The sequence below is a fragment of the Streptomyces sp. NBC_00597 genome, from assembly GCF_041431095.1.
In the GTDB taxonomy this organism is placed as follows: Bacteria; Actinomycetota; Actinomycetes; order Streptomycetales; family Streptomycetaceae; genus Streptomyces.
In genome coordinates this window covers 4655997-4674302 of sequence record NZ_CP107757.1, presented here as the reverse complement: position 1 = coordinate 4674302, position 18306 = coordinate 4655997, and the positions used below count along the sequence as shown (strand labels likewise).

Annotated in this window: 23 protein-coding genes, 1 tRNA gene and 1 pseudogene; 9 read left to right on the top strand and 16 right to left on the bottom strand. The window is 72.0% G+C overall.

All coding sequences use genetic code 11. From position 1 onward, the window contains the following. Window positions 1-292: 292 nt before the first annotated feature. The 6 genes from OG974_RS21075 to OG974_RS21050 all read right to left on the bottom strand — a co-directional run bounded on the left by OG974_RS21075 (window position 293) and on the right by OG974_RS21050 (window position 4062). Window positions 293-580 carry a hypothetical protein gene (locus tag OG974_RS21075; RefSeq protein ID WP_327284213.1) on the bottom strand — a complete coding sequence of 96 codons (288 nt, stop codon included), beginning with the start codon at window positions 578-580 and terminating at the stop codon, window positions 293-295. Window positions 581-732: 152 nt separating this feature from the next. Next, a tRNA-Ser gene (locus OG974_RS21070) sits at window positions 733-817 on the bottom strand. Window positions 818-873: 56 nt separating this feature from the next. Further along, window positions 874-1302: a tRNA adenosine(34) deaminase TadA gene (gene tadA, locus OG974_RS21065; RefSeq protein WP_328765210.1), complete on the bottom strand. Its 429-nt coding sequence runs from the start codon at window positions 1300-1302 to the stop codon at window positions 874-876. Window positions 1303-1364: 62 nt separating this feature from the next. Continuing rightward, window positions 1365-1913: a hypothetical protein gene (locus OG974_RS21060; protein WP_327285709.1), complete on the bottom strand. Its 549-nt coding sequence runs from the start codon at window positions 1911-1913 to the stop codon at window positions 1365-1367. 919 nt (window positions 1914-2832) lie between these two features. Continuing rightward, window positions 2833-3009, bottom strand: coding sequence for a hypothetical protein (locus OG974_RS21055; protein ID WP_327284212.1), 177 nt, complete (start codon window positions 3007-3009; stop codon window positions 2833-2835). Between the two features lie 108 nt (window positions 3010-3117). Continuing rightward, on the bottom strand, window positions 3118-4062 hold the full coding sequence (locus tag OG974_RS21050) for a universal stress protein (protein WP_327284211.1): 945 nt from the start codon (window positions 4060-4062) through the stop codon (window positions 3118-3120). A 179-nt stretch (window positions 4063-4241) separates the two neighbouring features. Here OG974_RS21050 and upp point away from each other — a divergent pair, with 179 nt between their 5' ends. Beyond that, a complete protein-coding gene (upp, locus tag OG974_RS21045) occupies window positions 4242-4877 on the top strand; it encodes a uracil phosphoribosyltransferase (RefSeq protein WP_030160225.1) in 636 nt (211 codons plus the stop codon). A 95-nt stretch (window positions 4878-4972) separates the two neighbouring features. On the opposite strand, the gene OG974_RS21040 is transcribed toward upp, so the two are convergent. After that, the gene (locus tag OG974_RS21040) at window positions 4973-5641 is read right to left on the bottom strand and encodes a LytR C-terminal domain-containing protein (RefSeq protein ID WP_327284210.1); all 669 of its coding nucleotides are present in this window, start codon (window positions 5639-5641) and stop codon (window positions 4973-4975) included. Window positions 5642-5783: 142 nt separating this feature from the next. Then, a complete protein-coding gene (locus OG974_RS21035) occupies window positions 5784-6083 on the bottom strand; it encodes a type II toxin-antitoxin system VapB family antitoxin (protein WP_030160221.1) in 300 nt (99 codons plus the stop codon). Between the two features lie 88 nt (window positions 6084-6171). Here OG974_RS21035 and OG974_RS21030 point away from each other — a divergent pair, with 88 nt between their 5' ends. Together OG974_RS21030 and opcA are read left to right on the top strand one after the other, a co-directional pair. After that, entirely contained in the window at window positions 6172-7773 is a 1602-nt protein-coding gene (locus OG974_RS21030) for a helicase HerA-like domain-containing protein (protein ID WP_327284209.1), read from the top strand. A gap of 145 nt (window positions 7774-7918) precedes the next feature. Continuing rightward, window positions 7919-8851, top strand: a complete 933-nt coding sequence (gene opcA / locus OG974_RS21025; RefSeq protein ID WP_327284208.1) for a glucose-6-phosphate dehydrogenase assembly protein OpcA — start codon at window positions 7919-7921, stop codon at window positions 8849-8851. On the opposite strand, the gene OG974_RS21020 is transcribed toward opcA, so the two are convergent. Together OG974_RS21020 and OG974_RS21015 are read right to left on the bottom strand one after the other, a co-directional pair. After that, on the bottom strand, window positions 8800-9276 hold the full coding sequence (locus tag OG974_RS21020; RefSeq protein WP_327284207.1) for a cupin domain-containing protein: 477 nt from the start codon (window positions 9274-9276) through the stop codon (window positions 8800-8802). The genes opcA and OG974_RS21020 overlap by 52 nt on opposite strands. 83 nt (window positions 9277-9359) lie before the next feature. Then, window positions 9360-9950 carry an HhH-GPD-type base excision DNA repair protein gene (locus OG974_RS21015; protein WP_371644077.1) on the bottom strand — a complete coding sequence of 197 codons (591 nt, stop codon included), beginning with the start codon at window positions 9948-9950 and terminating at the stop codon, window positions 9360-9362. Window positions 9951-10055: 105 nt separating this feature from the next. Between OG974_RS21015 and OG974_RS21010 the strand changes: the two genes are divergently transcribed. After that, a complete protein-coding gene (locus tag OG974_RS21010) occupies window positions 10056-10874 on the top strand; it encodes a VOC family protein (protein ID WP_327284205.1) in 819 nt (272 codons plus the stop codon). Between the two features lie 43 nt (window positions 10875-10917). On the opposite strand, the gene OG974_RS21005 is transcribed toward OG974_RS21010, so the two are convergent. Next, entirely contained in the window at window positions 10918-11505 is a 588-nt protein-coding gene (locus OG974_RS21005) for a Uma2 family endonuclease (protein WP_329313948.1), read from the bottom strand. A gap of 55 nt (window positions 11506-11560) precedes the next feature. Further along, a complete protein-coding gene (locus OG974_RS21000) occupies window positions 11561-12796 on the bottom strand; it encodes a hypothetical protein (protein WP_371644075.1) in 1236 nt (411 codons plus the stop codon). Between the two features lie 355 nt (window positions 12797-13151). Here OG974_RS21000 and OG974_RS20995 point away from each other — a divergent pair, with 355 nt between their 5' ends. From OG974_RS20995 to OG974_RS20980, 4 genes are all read left to right on the top strand, one after another. Then, window positions 13152-14009 (top strand): Scr1 family TA system antitoxin-like transcriptional regulator, encoded by an 858-nt coding sequence (locus OG974_RS20995; protein ID WP_328763183.1) that lies wholly within the window; start codon window positions 13152-13154, stop codon window positions 14007-14009. Beyond that, window positions 14009-14248: a DUF397 domain-containing protein gene (locus tag OG974_RS20990; protein WP_371644073.1), complete on the top strand. Its 240-nt coding sequence runs from the start codon at window positions 14009-14011 to the stop codon at window positions 14246-14248. The genes OG974_RS20995 and OG974_RS20990 overlap by 1 nt, the downstream gene beginning before the upstream one ends. A gap of 61 nt (window positions 14249-14309) precedes the next feature. Continuing rightward, the gene (locus OG974_RS20985; RefSeq protein ID WP_328763181.1) at window positions 14310-14501 is read left to right on the top strand and encodes a DUF1059 domain-containing protein; all 192 of its coding nucleotides are present in this window, start codon (window positions 14310-14312) and stop codon (window positions 14499-14501) included. Window positions 14502-14655: 154 nt separating this feature from the next. Then, complete coding sequence (locus OG974_RS20980) at window positions 14656-15075, top strand: molybdopterin-binding protein (protein WP_371644070.1); 420 nt, start codon at window positions 14656-14658, stop codon at window positions 15073-15075. A gap of 11 nt (window positions 15076-15086) precedes the next feature. Here the strand turns inward: OG974_RS20980 and OG974_RS20975 are convergent, their stop codons facing one another. Together OG974_RS20975 and OG974_RS20970 are read right to left on the bottom strand one after the other, a co-directional pair. Beyond that, window positions 15087-15533: a molybdopterin-dependent oxidoreductase gene (locus OG974_RS20975; protein WP_371644068.1), complete on the bottom strand. Its 447-nt coding sequence runs from the start codon at window positions 15531-15533 to the stop codon at window positions 15087-15089. Between the two features lie 80 nt (window positions 15534-15613). Beyond that, window positions 15614-16495, bottom strand: a pseudogene (locus tag OG974_RS20970) (xanthine dehydrogenase family protein molybdopterin-binding subunit); the annotation flags it as partial. Between the two features lie 171 nt (window positions 16496-16666). Between OG974_RS20970 and OG974_RS20965 the strand changes: the two are divergent. Further along, window positions 16667-17245, top strand: a complete 579-nt coding sequence (locus OG974_RS20965; protein WP_371644067.1) for a PucR family transcriptional regulator — start codon at window positions 16667-16669, stop codon at window positions 17243-17245. Between the two features lie 7 nt (window positions 17246-17252). Here the strand turns inward: OG974_RS20965 and OG974_RS20960 are convergent, their stop codons facing one another. After that, on the bottom strand, window positions 17253-17657 hold the full coding sequence (locus OG974_RS20960) for a helix-turn-helix transcriptional regulator (RefSeq protein ID WP_327284194.1): 405 nt from the start codon (window positions 17655-17657) through the stop codon (window positions 17253-17255). A gap of 9 nt (window positions 17658-17666) precedes the next feature. Continuing rightward, window positions 17667-18230, bottom strand: a complete 564-nt coding sequence (locus OG974_RS20955) for a hypothetical protein (RefSeq protein WP_327284193.1) — start codon at window positions 18228-18230, stop codon at window positions 17667-17669. Window positions 18231-18306: the final 76 nt, after the last annotated feature.

The following is an 18306-nucleotide window of genomic DNA, read 5'->3' as shown; positions in this document are numbered from 1 at the left end:
CCAATGGCCCGGGCGTCCGGGTCCTTTGTCGCAGCGCAGGCGGGTGGGGGTGGCGCAGTATTGAAGACGAGCCCACCGGTTCTGGCAGGAAACCGGTGGGTGAGGGACTGGACCTCACTGCGGGGTCCGAGACGGCGGCTTCCCCCTGACTGCGGCTCGGACTGGCAGGTCCCGTCCTCGTCGGGGGAAGTGGCTCGTCCCCCGGACGCCACTTCCCCCGTCGCGTACGTCGAAGGCCCCGACTCCGGTCGGGGCCTTCGACGTACGCGGGGTCGGGCGGCGGGACGGTCGGCTACTGGATGCCGCCGAGGAGGCCCAGTACGGGCTCCACGGGGGCGATCACGGGCGACAGCTGGTTCGGCAGCTCCATCAGCTGGCCGAGCTTGTCCAGCTCGTTGAGCTTCGAGCCGATCTCCTGGACGGAGCCGGGCGTGGCCCCCTGCGGCATGCCCGGGGCGGCCTGCGGCAGGTCGGGGAGGGTGATGGGGGCCATGGGGGCGGCGGAGGCGGCCGGAGCGGCGAGGCCCGCGGCGGCCCCCGCGAGGGCGAAGGCGGCGAGCATGCGCTGGGTCTTGGTCATGCCGTGACAACGGCCGAGCGGGCGGGCGGTCACGCGCCCGTCAACCGTAGGGGCGTGTCGGGGAGCGCCCGGAGACGTCGGGGAGCGCCCGGAGACTGCGGGCGGATACGCCGAGAGCCCCGTCCCTTGCGGGGCGGGGCTCTCGATCGGAGCGGTAGTGGAGGGATTTGAACCCCCGATGGGTTGCCCCATACTCGCTTTCGAGGCGAGCTCCTTCGGCCACTCGGACACACTACCGAGATGGATCCTAGCCTACGGAGCGGCATCCGATGAAATCGGTACCGCCGGCCGCCTCAGAGGCCGCGGAAGAAGTCCGTCAGCTGCCGTGCGCACTCTTCTGCGAGCACGCCGCGGATCACTTCCGGACGGTGGTTGAGCCGACGGTCGCGCACGAGGTCCCAGAGCGACCCCGCGGCTCCCGCCTTCTCGTCGTCGGCGCCGTAGACGACCCGGGCCACCCGGGACTGCACGAGGGCGCCCGCGCACATCACGCACGGCTCCAGGGTCACCACGAGGGTGCACCCCGGAAGCCGCCATTCCCCGAGCCGGGCGGCCGCCCGGCGCAGCGCCAGCACCTCGGCGTGGGCCGTGGGGTCGCCGCTGGCCTCGCGCTCGTTGTACCCGGTGGCGAGGAGCTCTCCGTCCGGGCCCAGGACGACGGCGCCGACCGGCACGTCGCCGGCCGGCGCCGCCCGGGCGGCCTCCTGGAGCGCCAGGCGCATGGAGTCCCGCCACGGGTCCCGTACGGGATCGGGGCCGTGCAGGGGGTGGTGCGTGGTGATCACTAGCGGACGGCCTCCAGCACCTCGGTCGCGCCGAGGGATTCGGCGATCTCCGAGAGGGCGTCCCCGTCGAGGGTCATCAGTTGTTTGTGGCTGACCCCGAGGTCGTCCAGCAGCCGGGGGTCGCCGAGCGGGCCGGCCGGGACGGGTTCCGCGCCCGCCGAGTCCTCCTCGTCCTCGTCGTCCTCGGCCCCGGTGAACGCGGCGATGGTGTCCTCTTCGCCGTCCTCGGTGCCGTCCAGGTCCAGTTCGTCGAGTTCGTCGTCCTCCTCGTCGCTGCCCAGCAGCTCGTCGGTGAGCATCGAGCCGTAGGAGCTGCGGGAGGCCGCGGAGGCGTTCGACACGTAGTACCGCGGGTCCTCCTCGCCGTCCACGCGGACGACGCCGAACCAGGCGTCCTCCTGCTCGATGAGGGCGACCACCGTGTCGTCGTCGACAGCGGCGGCACGGGCGAGATCGATCAGATCACTGAGGGACTCGACGTCGTCGAGTTCCATGTCGCTCGCTTCCCACCCGTCTTCGGTGCGCGCGAGCAGTGCGGCGAAATACACCGTGACTCTCCCACTGGTCATAGGCGTGCCGGTTGGAGGTCCCCCCGGCCGGAGGTGGGAAGGGTTGGAACGACCGACCTGCTCGCCGTTTCGTGCCCCGCCCAATCGGCATCGTGGCAGAAACAGCGGCTTTGCGAGAGGTCTTCCGCGCTTGCGTCGTGCCGCGCCGCTCGCCGCGGGGGTCGGCCGGGGGCGACTCGGCACCCCGCCGAGCCCGTGCGCCGCCCACCCCGCGGGGTGCCGTGCTCCCCGCCGCGGGCCGTGCCCGAGCCCGCCACCCCGCCCGGCGTGGCGCCGTCGGCCGGCTCCCGCCCGGTGCCCCGCCGGGCCCGCGGCTGCGGCCGTGCAGGGCCGGGGGCGGATGTGCGGTGAGCCCGGGCGCGCCCCGGCGTGCCGCCGCGGGCGCCTGCCCTCCCGTCCGGGCCCGCGCCCGGACGGGAGGGCAGCGGCCCGGCGCGCCGCGCGCCAGCGGCCAAAGTCGTTGCCGGGGCCGTGGGCAAGCACCCGTACGAAGGCCGCTGCCCTCCCTTCCCGGGCGCCCGTCGAGGTGGGGGCAGGGGCCGACGGACGGGTCCGGGGCGTCGGTCCGACGTGCGGCGCCGCGCACGTGCCGTGCCGGGGCCGCGCATCCGGCGCACCCGGCTCGGCATCGGCGGCCCGCCCCGCGTGGCGCCCTGCCGGGACGCAGGCCGCGGGCCGTGCAGTGCCCGGGGTGGACGAGCAGTGCGCCGGGGCGCGTCCGGCGCGCCGCCGCCGGCCGCTCCGTCACGGTGCCCCGCCCGGGCGGAGTGGGGGCCGGCGACGAGGGCGGCGTGCGGCGCTCGCGGGCGCGGAACCGGTGCCCGGGCGCGGCGGCCCGGGGATGGGCGGGGGCTGGCCCTACCGGGCCCGCAGGCCGAGTCAGTGGGGCGGACCCCGGTTACCAGCGGAAGGTGCGCATGCGCATTTGTTGGCGCATGCGGGCTGCCCGGGCGCGGCGGGGCTGGACGCGGTCGCGCAGGGCCCGCGCTTCCATCAGGTCGCGCAGGAACTGTGCTCTGCGCGCTCTGCGCTGCGCAGCGGTCTCCGGCGCGTCGTTCGACTGCGTGTCGGGCATGGGCCACCACCCCGGGCTGGTCCGGTCGTCCTCCTCCGCCGACGCGAAGCAGACCCCCCGCATCCCACCTTCCCCCGGACGGGCCGATTGATGCCACCCTTTCGCAGCTCAGGGGGCCGACAGCGTTGGAACGACCGCCACCGGGCCGTGTGCGTGGTGGAGCACCGCGTGGGCCACCGAGCCGATCATCAGCGGGCCGACGCTGCGCCGCGGGTGGTGGCGGCCCACCACCACGAGGGCCGCCGACCGGGAGGCCGTCACCAGGCGCTCCGCCGCGTCGCCCGGGACCGCCGCCTGCTCCACCGGCACGCGCGGCCACCGGGACCGGAACGGGGCCAGCCGCTCCGTCTGGGAGCGCAGCATCTCCCGCTCCGCCGGTACCGCGTCCCCGTCGTCGGCCAGGCCCTCGGGCGGGATCACCTGGAAGGGGCTGTCCACCACCGTCATCGGCGCCGGCGGGATCGCGTACGCGGAGACCACCTGGACGGTGGTCCGCCGGGCGGCTGCTTCCACGAAGGCGAAGGCGAGTACGTCGTCCGCGGTTTCCGCGGCGTGCAGGCCGAGCACCACGGGGCCCGCGGGCCCGCCGGCCGGCTGCGGGGCGGCCTCCGCGCGGCGCGCCGCGTGCGGGACCACCACCACCGGGCACGCCGCCGTCGAGGCCACGGCGCGGCTGTTGGAGCCGAGCAACAGGGCCGCGAAGCCGCCGCGTCCCCGGGAGCCCATCACCAGCATCCGGGCGCCCTCCCCGGACACCCGCAGGGCCTCGGGCACCGAGCCCTCCAGCGCGTCGTACCGCACCTCGTCCGGCAGTTCGGCGGCGCCGGCGAGGACGTCCCGTACGTGCTCGCCGATCGGGTCGGCGTACTTCTCCGGCTGTGAGGGGTCGGCGAGCGAGGAGCGGCGCGCCGCGTACAGCTGCGAGGTGTCGGGCAGCACGTGCGCGACCACGAGCGGGGCCGCGTGGCGGAGCGCCTCGGTCCGCGCCCACTCCAGCGCCAGGAGGCTGTGCTCGGATCCGTCGACCGCCGCGATCACCGGTGCGTTGCTCATCAGTCCAGCGTGCTGGGCGTCCGGCCGGGGCGCATCCGCAGTCACATCGGGGCGCGGCTGCCGGTTCGTACGCACGGGGGTGCGCACACCGCGTAGCCTTTTGACCGTGGGTCGCGAAAAGTGCGGCCGTTTTTGCAGGTCGCAGGTCGAAACCCGGCAGCTGAGCCTTGGAGGATGTTGTGCGTTTGCAGGTCGTCGATCACCCCTTGGTGGCGCACAAACTGACCACCCTGCGCGACAAGCGCACCGACTCCCCCACCTTCCGTCGGCTCGCCGACGAGCTGGTGACCCTCCTCGCGTACGAGGCCACCCGCGACGTGCGCACCGAGCAGGCCGACATCGTCACGCCCGTCGGCCCGACCACCGGCGTGAAGCTCTCGCACCCGCGCCCGCTGGTCGTGCCGATCCTGCGCGCCGGCCTCGGCATGCTGGACGGCATGATGCGGCTGCTGCCGACGGCCGAGGTGGGCTTCATGGGCATGGTCCGCAACGAGGAGACCCTGGAGGCTTCCACGTACGCGACGCGCATGCCGGAGGACCTCTCCGGGCGGCAGGTGTACGTCGTCGACCCGATGCTCGCCACGGGCGGCACGCTCGTCGCGGCGATCCAGGAACTGATCAAGCGCGGCGCGGACGACGTCACCGCCGTGGTGCTGCTGGCCGCGCCCGAGGGCGTCGAGGTCATGGAGCGCGACCTGGCGGGTACACCGGTGACGGTCGTGACGGCCGCGGTGGACGAGCGGCTCAACGAGCACGGCTACATCGTGCCGGGCCTGGGCGACGCGGGCGACCGCATGTACGGCTCCGCCGAGTAGGACCCGCCGGCAGGACCTCAGCCGGACAGCCGGCCGCCTTCCGGGCGGCCGGCTGTTCGCGTGGGCGTTGGCGGTTGGCGGTTGGTGGTCCGGGGTCAGCAGGTCTTGGCGGGCGCGGGCTGGGGGTTGGCCAGCAGGGCCAGCTCCTTGTCCGCGGCTTCCTTCGGGCTGAGGTCCTTGAAGGCGTCGCCGAGGATCAGGTCGATGTCCGCGCTCTCGCGGGCGTCGACCTGCTGCGTATCGCCTTCGAGTTGGGTGCCCAGTACGGAGAAGGCCGCCTTGTCGGTCTTGGGCGAGCCGAGCAGTATCCCCGTCCCGGGGACCTTCTTGTCGAAGTCGGCGGGCGCGTTGCCGACCTTGCCGATGGTGAAGCCGCGCTTCTGGAGCTCGTCGCCGACCGCCTTGGCGAGCCCGGCGCGCGGGGTCGCGTTGTAGACGTTGACCGTGATCTCGCCGGGCTGGGGCAGTGCGACGGCCGGTTTGGCGGCGGCCGTGGCGGCCGCGGGGGCTGCCTCGGCGCCCGCCCTGGGCTTGGGCGTCGCACAGTCCTTGGCAGCCGCGCTCTGGTGCTTGCCGCTTGCGCTCTCACCGCGGAACACGTTCATGAGCTGCAAGGATCCGTAGCCGAGCAGGGCGAGACCGAGGACTGCTCCGAGCACGGTGAAGACGATCCGCCGGCGTCGCCGGGGTCGACTCATGCGGGGGTAAGCCGCTCCCGTGACGCGGTACTTTCCGCCCATGCCGGGGGGAGTGAGCATGCTCATGGGCGCAGCGTAATACCGCCCGCTGCCGATGCCCACCAAATGATCTGTTGATAGGGCAAGACCGACCCGAAAGGCGCAATTCTCCCGAACCGGAAACCCAGGCGGGGGCCGGGGCCGGGCGCCTTTTCGGTTCGGTGCCGGCTCAGTAGTCCATTTCGAGGACGCGCGCGTGCAGCACCTGGCGCTGTTGGAGGGCCGCGCGCACGGCGCGGTGCAGCCCGTCCTCCAGGTACAGGTCGCCCTGCCACTTCACGACGTGGGCGAAGAGGTCGCCGTAGAACGTCGAGTCCTCGGCGAGCAGCGTCTCAAGGTCCAGCTGGCCCTTGGTCGTCACCAACTGGTCGAGACGGACCGGGCGCGGGGCGACGTCCGCCCACTGCCGGGTGGTTTCCCTGCCGTGGTCGGGGTACGGCCGCCCGTTTCCGATGCGCTTGAAGATCACACGGAAAGCCTACCGGGCCGGTGCCTGCGGGCGCAGCCTTGCTATGCCGGTGCAAAAGTGGCAGACAGGGCTATTTCGGGAGTGATGTATGAGCGAGAGCACCGACCCGGCGTCACCGGCTGCCCAGATCGGCGCCGGATATGCCTTCACCGGACCCGCGCTCGAACTGGGGGCCCTGCTCTGGGACGGCGCGTGCCTCCCGGAGCGGCAGATCCGCATCCCGCTGTCGATGCTGAACCGCCACGGGCTGGTCGCGGGCGCCACGGGCACCGGCAAGACGAAGACCCTCCAACTCATCGCCGAGCAGCTGTCGGCGTCCGGCGTCCCGGTGTTCCTCGCCGACATCAAGGGGGACGTCTCGGGGATCTCCGCGCCCGGCGCGGCCAACGAGAAGGTCGCGGAACGCGTGAAGGAAGTCGCCCAGCACTGGGAAGGCACCGGATTCCCCAGCGAGTTCTATGCGCTGGGCGGTATCGGCCCCGGCATTCCGCTCCGGGCGACGGTGACGGGTTTCGGCCCGGTACTGATGTCGAAGGTGCTCCAGCTCAACCAGACCCAGGAGCAGTCGCTCGGCCTGATCTTCCACTACGCCGACACCAAGGGACTGGAGCTGATCGACCTCAAGGACCTGCGGGCGGTCGTCGCCTTCCTCGTCTCCGACCAGGGGAAAGCCGAGCTCAAGGGCATCGGCGGGCTCTCCACGGTGACGGCCGGGGTGATCCTGCGCGCCCTGACCGCCTTCGAGCAGCAGGGCGCCACGGAGCTCTTCGGCGAGCCGGAATTCGACACGAGCGAATTCCTGCGGACGGCCGCCGACGGGCGCGGACTGGTCTCCGTACTGGAACTCCCGGCGGTCCAGGACAAGCCGCAGCTCTTCTCCACCTTCCTGATGTGGCTGCTGGCCGACCTCTACACCGACCTGCCGGAAGTCGGCGACCTGGAGAAGCCCAAACTCGTCTTCTTCTTCGACGAGGCCCACCTGTTGTTCAGCGGCGCTTCCAAGGCCTTCCTGGAGTCCATCACGCAGACCGTGCGGCTGATCCGCTCGAAGGGCGTCGGCATCTTCTTCGTGACGCAGACCCCCAAGGACGTGCCGTCGGACGTGCTCGCGCAGCTCGGCAACCGGGTGCAGCACGCGCTGCGCGCCTTCACCCCGGACGACGCCAAGGCGCTGAAGGCCACCGTGCGGACCTTCCCCAACTCCGCCTACGACCTGGAGGAGCTCCTGACCGGGCTCGGGACGGGTGAGGCGGTGGTCACCGTACTCAGCGAGAAGGGCGCCCCGACCCCGGTCGCGGCGACCCGGCTGCGCGCCCCGCAGTCGTTGATGGGCCCGATCGAGCCGGCGGTCCTGGACTCGGCGGTGAAGTCCTCGCCCCTCCACTCGCGGTACGCGGAGGCCGTCGACCGCGAGTCGGCCTACGAGAAGATCAGTGCCGAGCAGGCTGCGGCCGAGGCGGCGGCGGAAGCGGCCGCGGCCGGCGCGGCGGCCGAGAAACAGGCCAAGGACCAGGCCAAGGACCAGGCCAAGGAAGCCGCGAAGGCGCGCAGCGCACCGAAGCCGGAGCCTTCGCTGGCCGAGCAGGTGGTGGGGAGCGGGCTGTTCCGCTCGCTGGCCCGCTCGGTCGGGACCCAGCTGGGCCGGGAGATCTCCCGCTCGATCTTCGGCACGGCGAAGCGGCGCAGATGATCCCGGCTCCGCCGGTGACGGGGAACTTGCGCAGGCTGCCGGGGAGTTCCCCAGGTGGCCGCGGCGCGGCGCAGGTGACGCATTCGTCAACCGGATCGGCGGCCGGGGTGCCGCCGGCGGCTTCGACGCTGACAGACTTCGCCCCATGCGGACCGAACTCACCGACACCACGTCCAGCAAGATCGACCGGGCGTTGCTCGCCGCCCGACGGGCCATCGGCAGCCCCACCATGGGCCTCGTCCTGACGCTCGTCATCGCCACCGACGAGGAGAACGCGTACGACGCCGTCCGCGCGGCCTCGGAGGCCTCGCGCGAACACCCGTGCCGCATCATCGCGGTGATCAAGCGCACCTCGCGCGGGCCCCACAAGCTCCGCCAGACCCGCCTGGACGCCGAGCTGCGGGTCGGTTCGGACGCCGGGAGCGGGGAGATCGTGCTGCTGCGCCTGCACGGTGCGCTCACCGAGCAGGCGGGTTCGGTGGTCCTCCCGCTGCTGGTGCCCGACGCGCCGGTGGTGGCGTGGTGGCCGGCCGACGCCCCCGCCGACCCGGCTCGGGATCCGCTGGGCGCGCTCGCGCAACGCCGGATCACGGACGCCGAGGCCGCCGCCGACCCGGTGGCCGTACTGGACGAGCGGGGTGCCACGTACGCCCCCGGGGACACAGACCTCGCGTGGACCCGGCTGACGCCGTGGCGGGCGCTGCTGGCCGCCGCGATGGACCAGAAGCCGCTGCCGGTGACGGGCGGGGCAGTGGAGAGCGAGGCCGACAACCCGAGCGCCGAGCTGCTGGCCCGCTGGCTGGAGGACCGGCTGGGAGCGCCGGTGGAGCGGATCAGCACGGACGGGCCGGTGATCACGCGGGTCCGGCTGGAGGGCCCGGCGGGCACGATCACGGTGGACCGCCCCGACGGGGCGCAGGCCACGCTGGTCCTGCCGGGCAGCCCCGACCGCAAGGTGGCCCTGAAGATCCGCAGCAAGGCCGAGCTCCTCGCGGAGGAGCTCCGGCGCCTCGACGCGGACGAGACCTACGCGTCGGCGTTGCGCAAGCGGCCGGCCCAGGCGTCGCTCTCCGCGTAGTGGTTGTCGTACGTGGGCTGGCTGTCGATGATGTCCTGGACGGTGGCCTCGCCCGCGCGGACCCGGCCGAGGAGCCGGTAGTAGTCGAAGCGCCCCATGCCGGGCGTGAAGCCGACGAAGACGCTCGCCGTGTGCCCCGGGGAGGGCGCGAACGCGTGCTTCACGCCCGCCGGGACCGACAGGAAGTCGCCGGCGGTGAGGGTCCTGACCTCGTCGCCGACCAGAACGTCGAGCCGCCCGGCGGTGACGTGGAAGAACTCGGTCGCCTTGGTGTGGAAGTGGACGGGGGCGCCGGCCGCACCCTCGTCGAAGGTGGCGGTGTTGCAGGTGAGTTCGGCGGTGTCGGTCAGCAGGGTGATGACGCTACCGGGGCCGTCGGTGATGGTCTCGGCGGTGGCGGCGCGGGTCAGGATCTCGTTCGTCATGACCACTAATCTACGCAGTCATGTGACCGGTGGCAGGGGCCAATTTGAGCCTGGAATTCCCGGTCAATCTCCGGCCGTTCGCTTCATTTGCCGCTCTTGGCGGCCTTGGCCGCGGCCTTCATCTCCTGCTTGTGCGCCCGTACCTTCGCCAGGGACTCCGGCCCGGTGATGTCGGCCGCCGAGCGGTAGACGTCGGCCTGTCCGTAGCCGCCGGCCGCCTCGCGCCAGCCCTTGGGGCGCACGCCGAGCTGCTTGCCGAGCAGGGCCAGGAAGATCTGGGCCTTCTGCTCGCCGAACCCGGGCAGCTCCTTGAGCCGCTTCAGCAGCTCGTCGCCGGTCGGCACGCCGCGCCAGACGGCCTCCGCGTCCCCGTCGTAGCGCTCCACCAGGTACGCGCACAGCTGCTGCACCCGCTTCGCCATCGACCCGGGGTAGCGGTGCACGGCCGGCTTCTCGGAGAGCAGCGCGGCGAAGGCCTCGGGGTCGGCGGCGGCGATGGCGTGCGCGTCCAGATCGTCCGCGCCCATCCGCCGGGCGATCGTGTACGGCCCGGAGAACGCCCACTCCATCGGCACCTGCTGGTCGAGCAGCATGCCGACGAGGGCGGCGAGCGGGCTGCGGCCGAGGAGCTCGTCGGCCTCCGGCTGCTGGGCCAGCCGCATCGTGATGTCCATGGCTCCAGCGTCCCGCGTGGCCGCGTTCCCCGCGCGGTCGCCGCACCGCGGACCTAGCGTGAGAACCGCGCAAAATGGACGAAACGACACAGGAGTCGATCGATCATGGCTGAGTTCCCGGAAGGCGCTCCGTGCTGGGCGGACGCGATGTTCAAGGACGTGGAGGGCGCCAAAGCCTTCTACTCCGACGTGCTGGGCTGGACCTTCGGCGAGGCGTCCAGCGAGTACGGCAACTACACGCAGGCGTACTCCGACGGCAAGGCCGTGGCGGCCGTCGTCCCGCCGATGCCGGGCGCCGAGGCCCCGTCGCAGTGGTGCCTGTACCTCGCCTCGCCCGATGCGGCGGCCACCGCGGAGAAGATCAAGGCGGCCGGCGGCGAGCTGATGATGGAGCCGATGCAGGTCGGCACCTTCGGCACGATGCTGATCGCGAAGGAACCGAGCGGTGCGGTGTTCGGCGTCTGGCAGCCGGGCGAACACAAGGGCTTCGAGAAGACCGGGGAGCCGGGCGCGTACGCGTGGGCGGAGGTCTTCACCCGTGACCCGGCCAAGGCGGACGACTTCCTCCCGAAGGTCTTCCCTTACGGCGTCCAGAAGATGGAGCCCGGCGACGACCCCGAGATGGCCGGCATGGACTTCAAGATCTACAGCGTCGGCGGCACGGGGAACCCGGTCCTCGGCCGGATGAGCATGGGCGCCGAGTTCCCGCCCGAGATCCCCCCGTACGTCCAGGTCTACTTCTCGGTCCCGGACTGTGACGAGGCCGTGGCCAAGGCCAAGAAGCACGGCGGCGCGCTCCACTTCGGCCCGATGGACAGCCCCTTCGGCCGGTTCGCCGCGCTGACGGACCAGCAGGGTGCGGCGTTCGCCGTCATCGACATGTCGAACACGACGGGCGACATGCCGCAGATGTCGGACGCGTAGCCGTCCCTCCGGGGCGGGGCCGGCCCACGCGGCGGCCCCGCCCCTACGCGTAGAGCGGCAGGCCCCCGGTGGACACGGTCCACTCGCCGATGGTGACGTCCTCGCCGTACACGAAGTCCTTGCGCGTCGCGTAGCGCGGCCCGGCGGGAGTCCGGTGGATGTCCGACAGGACGGCGCCCGTCCCGGTGCGCGGGTCGAAGACGGCATAGACCGGGATGCCGAGCAGCGGGTAGTCCCGCATCTTCCCGACCCAGTCGTTGTCCGGGTTGGAGCGGGAGACGACCTCGACGGCCGCGATGAGGGTGCGGGGGTCGAAGGAACCCTGGCCCTCCATGTCCGCTTCGGCGATCAGCATGATGTCCGGCAACCGCAGAATGCCTTGGAGCTCGTCCTCCACGTCCGGGGCCCCGGTGTGGGCCACCAGCTCGTCCGGCATCACCTTCTCCAGGCGCTTCCGTAGGCGCAGCGAGGTGAGTTCGTGAGGGCTGGACGGAGCCAGCATGTCGTGGACGATGCCTTCCTTGGTGATCTCGAACTTGCCGGGAACCGTGTCGTCCAGCGACTGCACGGCATCCCGCATGGCCGGATACCAGTGGACTTCCCGCTGAACGTCGTCCGGAGCGATGGCCATGGAGCTCACTCCCCGTCTGTGCCCTGTGGCCCAGGTCCGAGTCATCGCTTTCATGCTAGGTCGCGCCTCCGGGGTGCGTCCGGCAGCCTTTGCAGGTGCCGGGGGTCGGGGCACGGAAGGCGCGGTCGCATGTCTCGCAGGTCTGGAAGGGGTCCGGCGGGACGAAGGGGTCTCTGTGGGGCGGCGGTGCCAGGAGGGGCGGGAGCTGGGTCCTCAGGCGGTGGGCGATCAGGCCCGCCGGGTTGCGGGGGTGGTCCGGGAGGTTCGCCGACAAGGCGCTGGTGACCGCGTGATGGGTGGCGCCGCGCTCCAGCCAGGCCTCGACGCCGCCCGCGAGGCGTTGGACGTCCCGGGCTCCGAGCAGCAGGCGGGGGTCGGCCCGGCGCAGCTCGGCCAGCAGTTCCTCGGCCAGCTGCCGGCGGGCCGGGTTGTCGGCGTTGCGCGGCGCCGGTACCTCCGGCGGTTTCGGGGTGCCCAGTGCCTCCGGCGGTTTCGGGGTGCTCGGGGGCGTCCGGGTTTGCTGCGCCGGTCCGGCCCCCGGCCCCGGATCCGGTGCAGCCTCCGGCTCGGGCCCGGCCTCCGGACACGATGCGGCCTCCGGCTCCGGTCCCGGCCCGGGGTACGGCTCGGGTCCCAGCTCCGGTCCCGGTCCGGCGTCTGGCCCCGGGGCGGGCTCGGCCTCCGGTCCCGGCCCGGGGTACGGCTCCGGCTCGGGTCCCGGCCCGGGGTACGGCTCGGGCTCCGGCTCGGGCCCGGCCTCCGGTCCCGGATCCGGCCCGGCCTCCGGTCCCGGCCCGGGGTACGGCTCGGGCTCGGGTCCCGGTCCGGCGTCTGGTCCCGGACCGGCCTTCGGCTCGGGGCCCGGCTTGGGCTCGGGTTCTGGGCCTGGCCCGGTCTCCGGGGCGGGCCCAGACGCCGGGTCGGGCCCGGGGATGGGGTCCGGGCGGGTGACGGGCTTCGGGGCGTTGCAGAACACCGTTCGGGTGACGATCCGCCCATCGGGGAGCTTCTCCTGGAGCCGCCGCAGGTACCCGTACGCCTCCAGCTCGCCCAGCGCCTTGCCGATCGCCTTCTCCCCGAGGGGCAGCTGCTTGGCCAGGGCTTTGATGCCGACCGGGGTGCCGCGCGGCACCGACTGGATGTACGTACCGAGGGCCCGCGCAGCCATCGACAGGTGCGGGTGCCGGATCAGGTCGTTGCTGACGACCGTGAAATTGCGGGTCTGCCGCACGTTGGCGTGTTGAACGCCGTACGTGGCGCGCGAGGGCGCGTTAGAGTGCTGGAAAGCCACCGGGAAGTTCGATCCTTCTCGTGGTCAGGCCCTCGTCGGGATTGCGAGTCCCGGCGGGGGCTGCCTTGTGTCTGGAGTTGTCGCGGCGAGCATATGCCAGGCAACTGCCGTGAAACCCAGCTGAGTTAGGGCAATTCACCCGTGTGAGTGAGTGTCGCTCGGGGGAGGCTGGAGGGGCAGGGCTGGGTTCTTTCTCTTGGTTCCTTCAAAGACAAAGGTCGTGCCGCGCCGGGTCGCACCCGGGCGCGACCCGCCTGCGCGAGCGGCCCGCACGCATGTCCACGACTTTGTCCAAAGCTGTCGGGACTGTCCCAACGCGAGTGACGGGTAAGGCGCGTTGAGGAGGTGGGTGCGCATGGGCGTGGACAGTGACGGTACGGAAGAACACAGCTGGTCCGTGGACCCCGAGGACGAACAGGGCGCGGCGGTGGTCGCGGCACTCGGCCGTCAAATGCGGGCGCGGCGCGAGGCGATGGGACTACGGGTCGCCGACCTGGCGGCGGCGATCCAGTACGGCGAGGCCCTGGTCTACAAGGTCGAGGGCGGCAAGCGGATCGCCAAGCCGGAGTACTTGGACAAGGTGGACGACGCGTTGAGGGCCGGCGGCCTGATCCGGGCCATGCGGGAGGACTTGTCGCGGGTCCGGTACCCGAAAAAGGTCCGGGACTTGGCCAGGATGGAGGCCCTGGCTGTCGAAGTCGCGGGTTACAGCATCCACCACGTGCATGGCTTGCTTCAGACCGAGGCCTGCGCGCGGGCGATGTTCGAGATGCGCCAGCCCGCCTACTCGGTGGACGAGGTGGAGCGGTTCGTGGCCGCACGCCAGGCCCGGTGGTCGATCTTCAATCGCACTCCGGCACCCACCCTCAGTTTCGTGCACGAGGAGAGCACGCTGCGCCGCCCGATCGGAGGCACAATGGTGTGGCGTCAGCAGCTCGAACGACTGCTGGAAGTAAGCGAGTTGCGCAATGTGTCGTTCCAGGTCATGCCGCTTGACCGCGAGGTGCACGCAGGTATGGACGGCGGGATCGATGTGCTGAAGTTCGGGGATGGAACGGCAGTGGGGCGCTCCGAAGGTGCCTTCAATGGGCGTCCGGTCTCTGACGCGAAGCGGCTTCGGATCCTTGAGCTGCGCTATGGAATGATCCGAGCCCAGGCTCTCTCGCCACGGGAGTCCCGGGCTTTTATCGAGCACTTGCTGGGAGATACGTGATGCGCGACTTGGCCTGGTTCAAGAGCAGTTACAGCGACGGTAGTGAAGGCGACTCCTGCGTCGAGGTGGCGTGGTTCAAGAGCAGCTACAGCGGCGGTTCCGAAGGCGACTCTTGCATCGAGGTGGCGGCCAGCCCGACGGCCGTGCGCGTCCGGGATTCCAAGGTCCTCGACGGGCCCCAGCTCGCCCTGACCCCCCAGGCTTGGGCCGGTTTCGTCTCGTACGCCCGCGAGGCCTAGCGGCCCGGCTTTCGCCCCTGGGGAATGCGGAGGATCGTGGGGGGTGGAAGGGAGGCGCGTCATGCGCAAGGTCATGGACTGCAGGGAGTACCCCAGCGAGATCGGGTGCACCCTGACCATCACGGGTGAGGAAGACGAAGTCATGGGGGCGGCCGTCCAGCACGGCGTCTCCGTGCACGGAGAAGAGGACACCCAGGAGTTCCGCGACGCACTGCGCGGCATGCTGAAGCCGGAGGTACCCCAGCACGCCTGACACACGACAACAACCGCAGAGGCGAGCCGCACGAGTGGTTCCGGGTCGCGGATGCGATGGGTCGGACGCGGGCCGGGACAGGGATGTCTACGGTCGATCTTGTGCGGTTCCCCCGGACCGTGCGAGGTCACTACCGAAGAGGTCGAGCAACCCCATGAGCCTCAGCATCCGCAACCAGATCGCCGGTACCGTCACCGCCGTCACCACGGGCGAGGCCATGGCCACGGTCAAGGTCCGTCTGGAGGGCGGTCAGGACGTCACCGCCGCCATCACCACCGACGCCGTCAAGGACCTCGGCCTCGCCGAGGGCTCCTCGGTCAAGGCGCTCGTCAAGGCCACGGAGGTGGCGCTGGCCACCGGCGCCGTCGACGGCATCAGCATCCGCAACCAGCTCGCCGGCACCGTCTCCGACGTCGCCACCGGGGGTGCCATGGCCTCCGTCAAGGTGGACGTGAACGGCGGCGGGCTGACCGCCGCCATCACCAAGGACGCCGTCGAGGCGCTCGGCCTGGCCGCCGGGTCGTCCGTCGTCGCGCTGATCAAGTCCACCGAGATCTCGCTCGCGACCGCCTGAGCCGAGGCCCCCTAGAGCCCGAGGTTCGGCGGCGACAGCGAGCCGAACCACACGTGCGTGACGGCGCTGACGTAGCGCGCCCCGCACCGGTCCGACGGGACCACCAGCTGTGCGCCCACCTCGTCGAGGTCCTCACCGTCGAGGCGGGTGGCCAGCAGCACCGCGCTGTCACCGAAGTCCGCGTCGAGCTCGGCCCAGGACAGGACCGAGTGGTGCCCGTCCCCGCCGCTGACCGCCAGCAGGAAGCGGCTGCGGTCCTTGCGCCGGCGGGCGTCGAAGGACGGTCCGGCGTCCGCGACCACGTCGCGCAGCAGGGCCCCCTCGAACACGTGGCGCTGCGGACCGTTCGTCGCGCAGTCGAACGTGACCTCGGCCCGGTGCTGTACCCAGACCCGCAGGTCCGCGACGCTCAGGGTCGCCGGGTGGTCCAGATCTCCGTGCAGCATGAGTTTGGCCATGTGCGGATGATGCCCGGGGTCCGTCATTCCGGAACCTCATCTGCAAGGTTAATAGGTTGATACAACCCGCAGATGTGGCTTTATCGTGGGCTCTGCCCTTGCAGGTTCCGCAAGCGCTGGTTCACCTTCCGCCATACGATGTCGCGTGTCACCGGCAGTTCCGTGAACCGCACGCCCGTCGCGTCGCGCAGCGCGTTCGCGAACGCCGGGGCCACCGGGTTGAAGGGGCTCTCGCTCATCGACTTCGCGCCCAGCGGGCCGATCGCGTCCGAGGTCTCCATGAAGTGCACCTCCGTACGCGGGACGTCCGCGTACTGCGGGAGCCGGTAGCGGCGGAACGCGGCCGTGGTGACCTCCCCGCGCTCGTCCACCCGTACCGTCTCGAACAGCGTCGCGCCCAGCGCCTGGGCCACGCCGCCCTCCACTTGGCCGCGGCACTGCATCGGGTTCATGACCTTGCCCGCGTCGGCCGCGTGCACGCTGCGCAGGATCTTCATCTCGCCGGTGTTCGGGTCGACCGCCAGCCGGAACCACTGCGCGTTGAAGGCCACCGAGCGCGGCGAGCCGCCCCAGTGGCCGTCGGCGGCCATCTCGTCGAGCTTGCCCTTGTCGTACGCGGCCTCGTACAGCTCCTTGAGGGTGACGACGCGGCCCGCGCAGTCGAAGGACTCGGCCGACAGCTTGCACAGGTGCCGGGCCACGCCCGTGTGCCGGGCCGCGAAGGTCTGGAGGCGCTCCGCGAGGGAGCCCGCCGCCAGCAGCACCGCCTTGCCCGCCACCACCGTGCCGGCCGAGCCGAACGCGCCGGTGTCGTGGCGGACCACGTCCGTGTCCGACTGGCGGACCGCGATCCGGTCAACGGTGGTGTTTAGCGCGCCGGCGGTGATCTGCTTGTGGACGGTGGTGGTGCCGTTGCCGAACTCGGCGGTGCCGACCGCGATGTCGTACGTGCCGTCGCGCAGCACGAGGTCTTCGCCCAGTACCGCGGCGGGCGGCGGCGCCACGGCGATGCCGCCCGCGCCGCGGGCCGGGAACTGGCCGCCCTCCTCGAAGCCGAGGGCCCGGCCGCGGATCCGGTGGCGCTGGAGGAGGCGCTGGCCGGGGCCGGGCTCCCGGCGGGAGGCCCGTACCGGGTGCTCGCGGCGACGGACGGCGACGCCCTGGCCGAGGCGCTGGCCCACCTGGAGGACGTCCCGTACGCGGTGGGCCGCTCGGTCGCGGTCCTGTACGAGGACCAGGACGCGGCGCTCGACGTCCCGGGCCGGCTCCGCTCGGTCTGGCCGCTGCTTAAGGCGTGCGGCGGCCCGGACGCGGACCTCCGGCTCGGCGCGGGTGCGCGGGCTCCGGGTGCTGAGTGGCTACGCGCGTCGATGCACCAGGCACGCTTCGCCCTGACGGCGACGGACGAGAGCGCTCCGGTGCGGGCGGTGGAACAACTGGACACCCTGGCGGCCCTGTTGGCGGGGGTCCCGGAAGAGGTCCGGTCGGTCTACGCGGTACGGACGCTCGGGGCGCTCGGGGACGGGATGCTGCGCGAGACGCTGGAGGTGTTCCTCGCCAACAACTGCTCCTGGACGCGCACGGCGGAGGCCCTGCACCTGCACGTGAACACGGTGCACTACCGGATCGAGCGCGTGGAGTCCCTGACGGGCCGCGACCTGTCCCGGCTGGAGCACAAGCTGGACCTGTACGCGGCGCTGCGCTGCGGGTAACGGTTCATCAGGGGCGGTCGACGTAGACCTCGGTGGACTTCACCCGCGCGGTGACGCACACCCCGACCGCGATCCCGAGCTCCTCGACCGACTCCCGCGTCACCACGGACACCACCCGGTGAGGGCCCGACTGGATCTCCACCTGGGCCGCCACCTCATCGAGCCGCACTGCCGTGACGATCCCGATGAACGAGTTCCGTACGGAGGTCGCCGTGCCGTCCCCCGCCGGGGGCTGTGGCTGCGGCACCCCGGCCCGCTCCTTGGCGAAGGCGGCCAGTACCGCCCCGTCGACGGAACGGGATCCGTCGGTCGTGCGGCGGGCGGGCAGTCGCCCCCCGTCAGCCCAGCGGCGGACGGTTTCGGGGCTCACGCCCAGGAGGCCCGCAGCCTGCCCGATCGAGTACGACGACACGCCCGCACCCTACTGCTGCCCGGCGGCCCGGGCCTTGGCCTGGACGGCGGCGACGTAGCGGACGGTGAAGAGCATCGGGACGACGAACCCGGCGGCCTGGACGAGCGTGGCGGACGTCGAGTGGCCGTGGCCGGCGTGGGCGAGGGCCGTGAGCGCGCCGGCGGTGACCGCGAAGGCCGCCGTCCACACGGCGGTGATGACGACGTTGCTCCGGACGAACGGACGCAGGCCCCACACCTCGCGCGGGGTGGTGCGCTTGGCGATGCCCAGGGTGAACGGCTTGCCGACGAGCAGCGAACCCCCGGCGATGAGGGCCAGGGTGGCCGAGGAGAGGGCCGCCGAGTAGTCGTGCACGCCCGAGTGCGGGTCTGTGAAGGCGACGACCGTCAGGGCCGCGAAGAAGACCGCCGAGCCGAGCTCGATGATCAGCGCGTCGTACCCGGCCCCGGCCAGGCGCTGCTGGGCGGCCACCGCGACCGCCGCGACGAGACCGGCGAGCGCGCCCCACTGCCACTGTGCGGACGGAAGCACCGCGAAGACGATCCACGGAAGGAAGGTGCGTACGTACGACATCGGAGACCCCCGGGCCTTGGCTTGGCTGTTGACGTTCCTGTTCTGACATGTCGAAAGTAGATGTTCCAGTACTGAC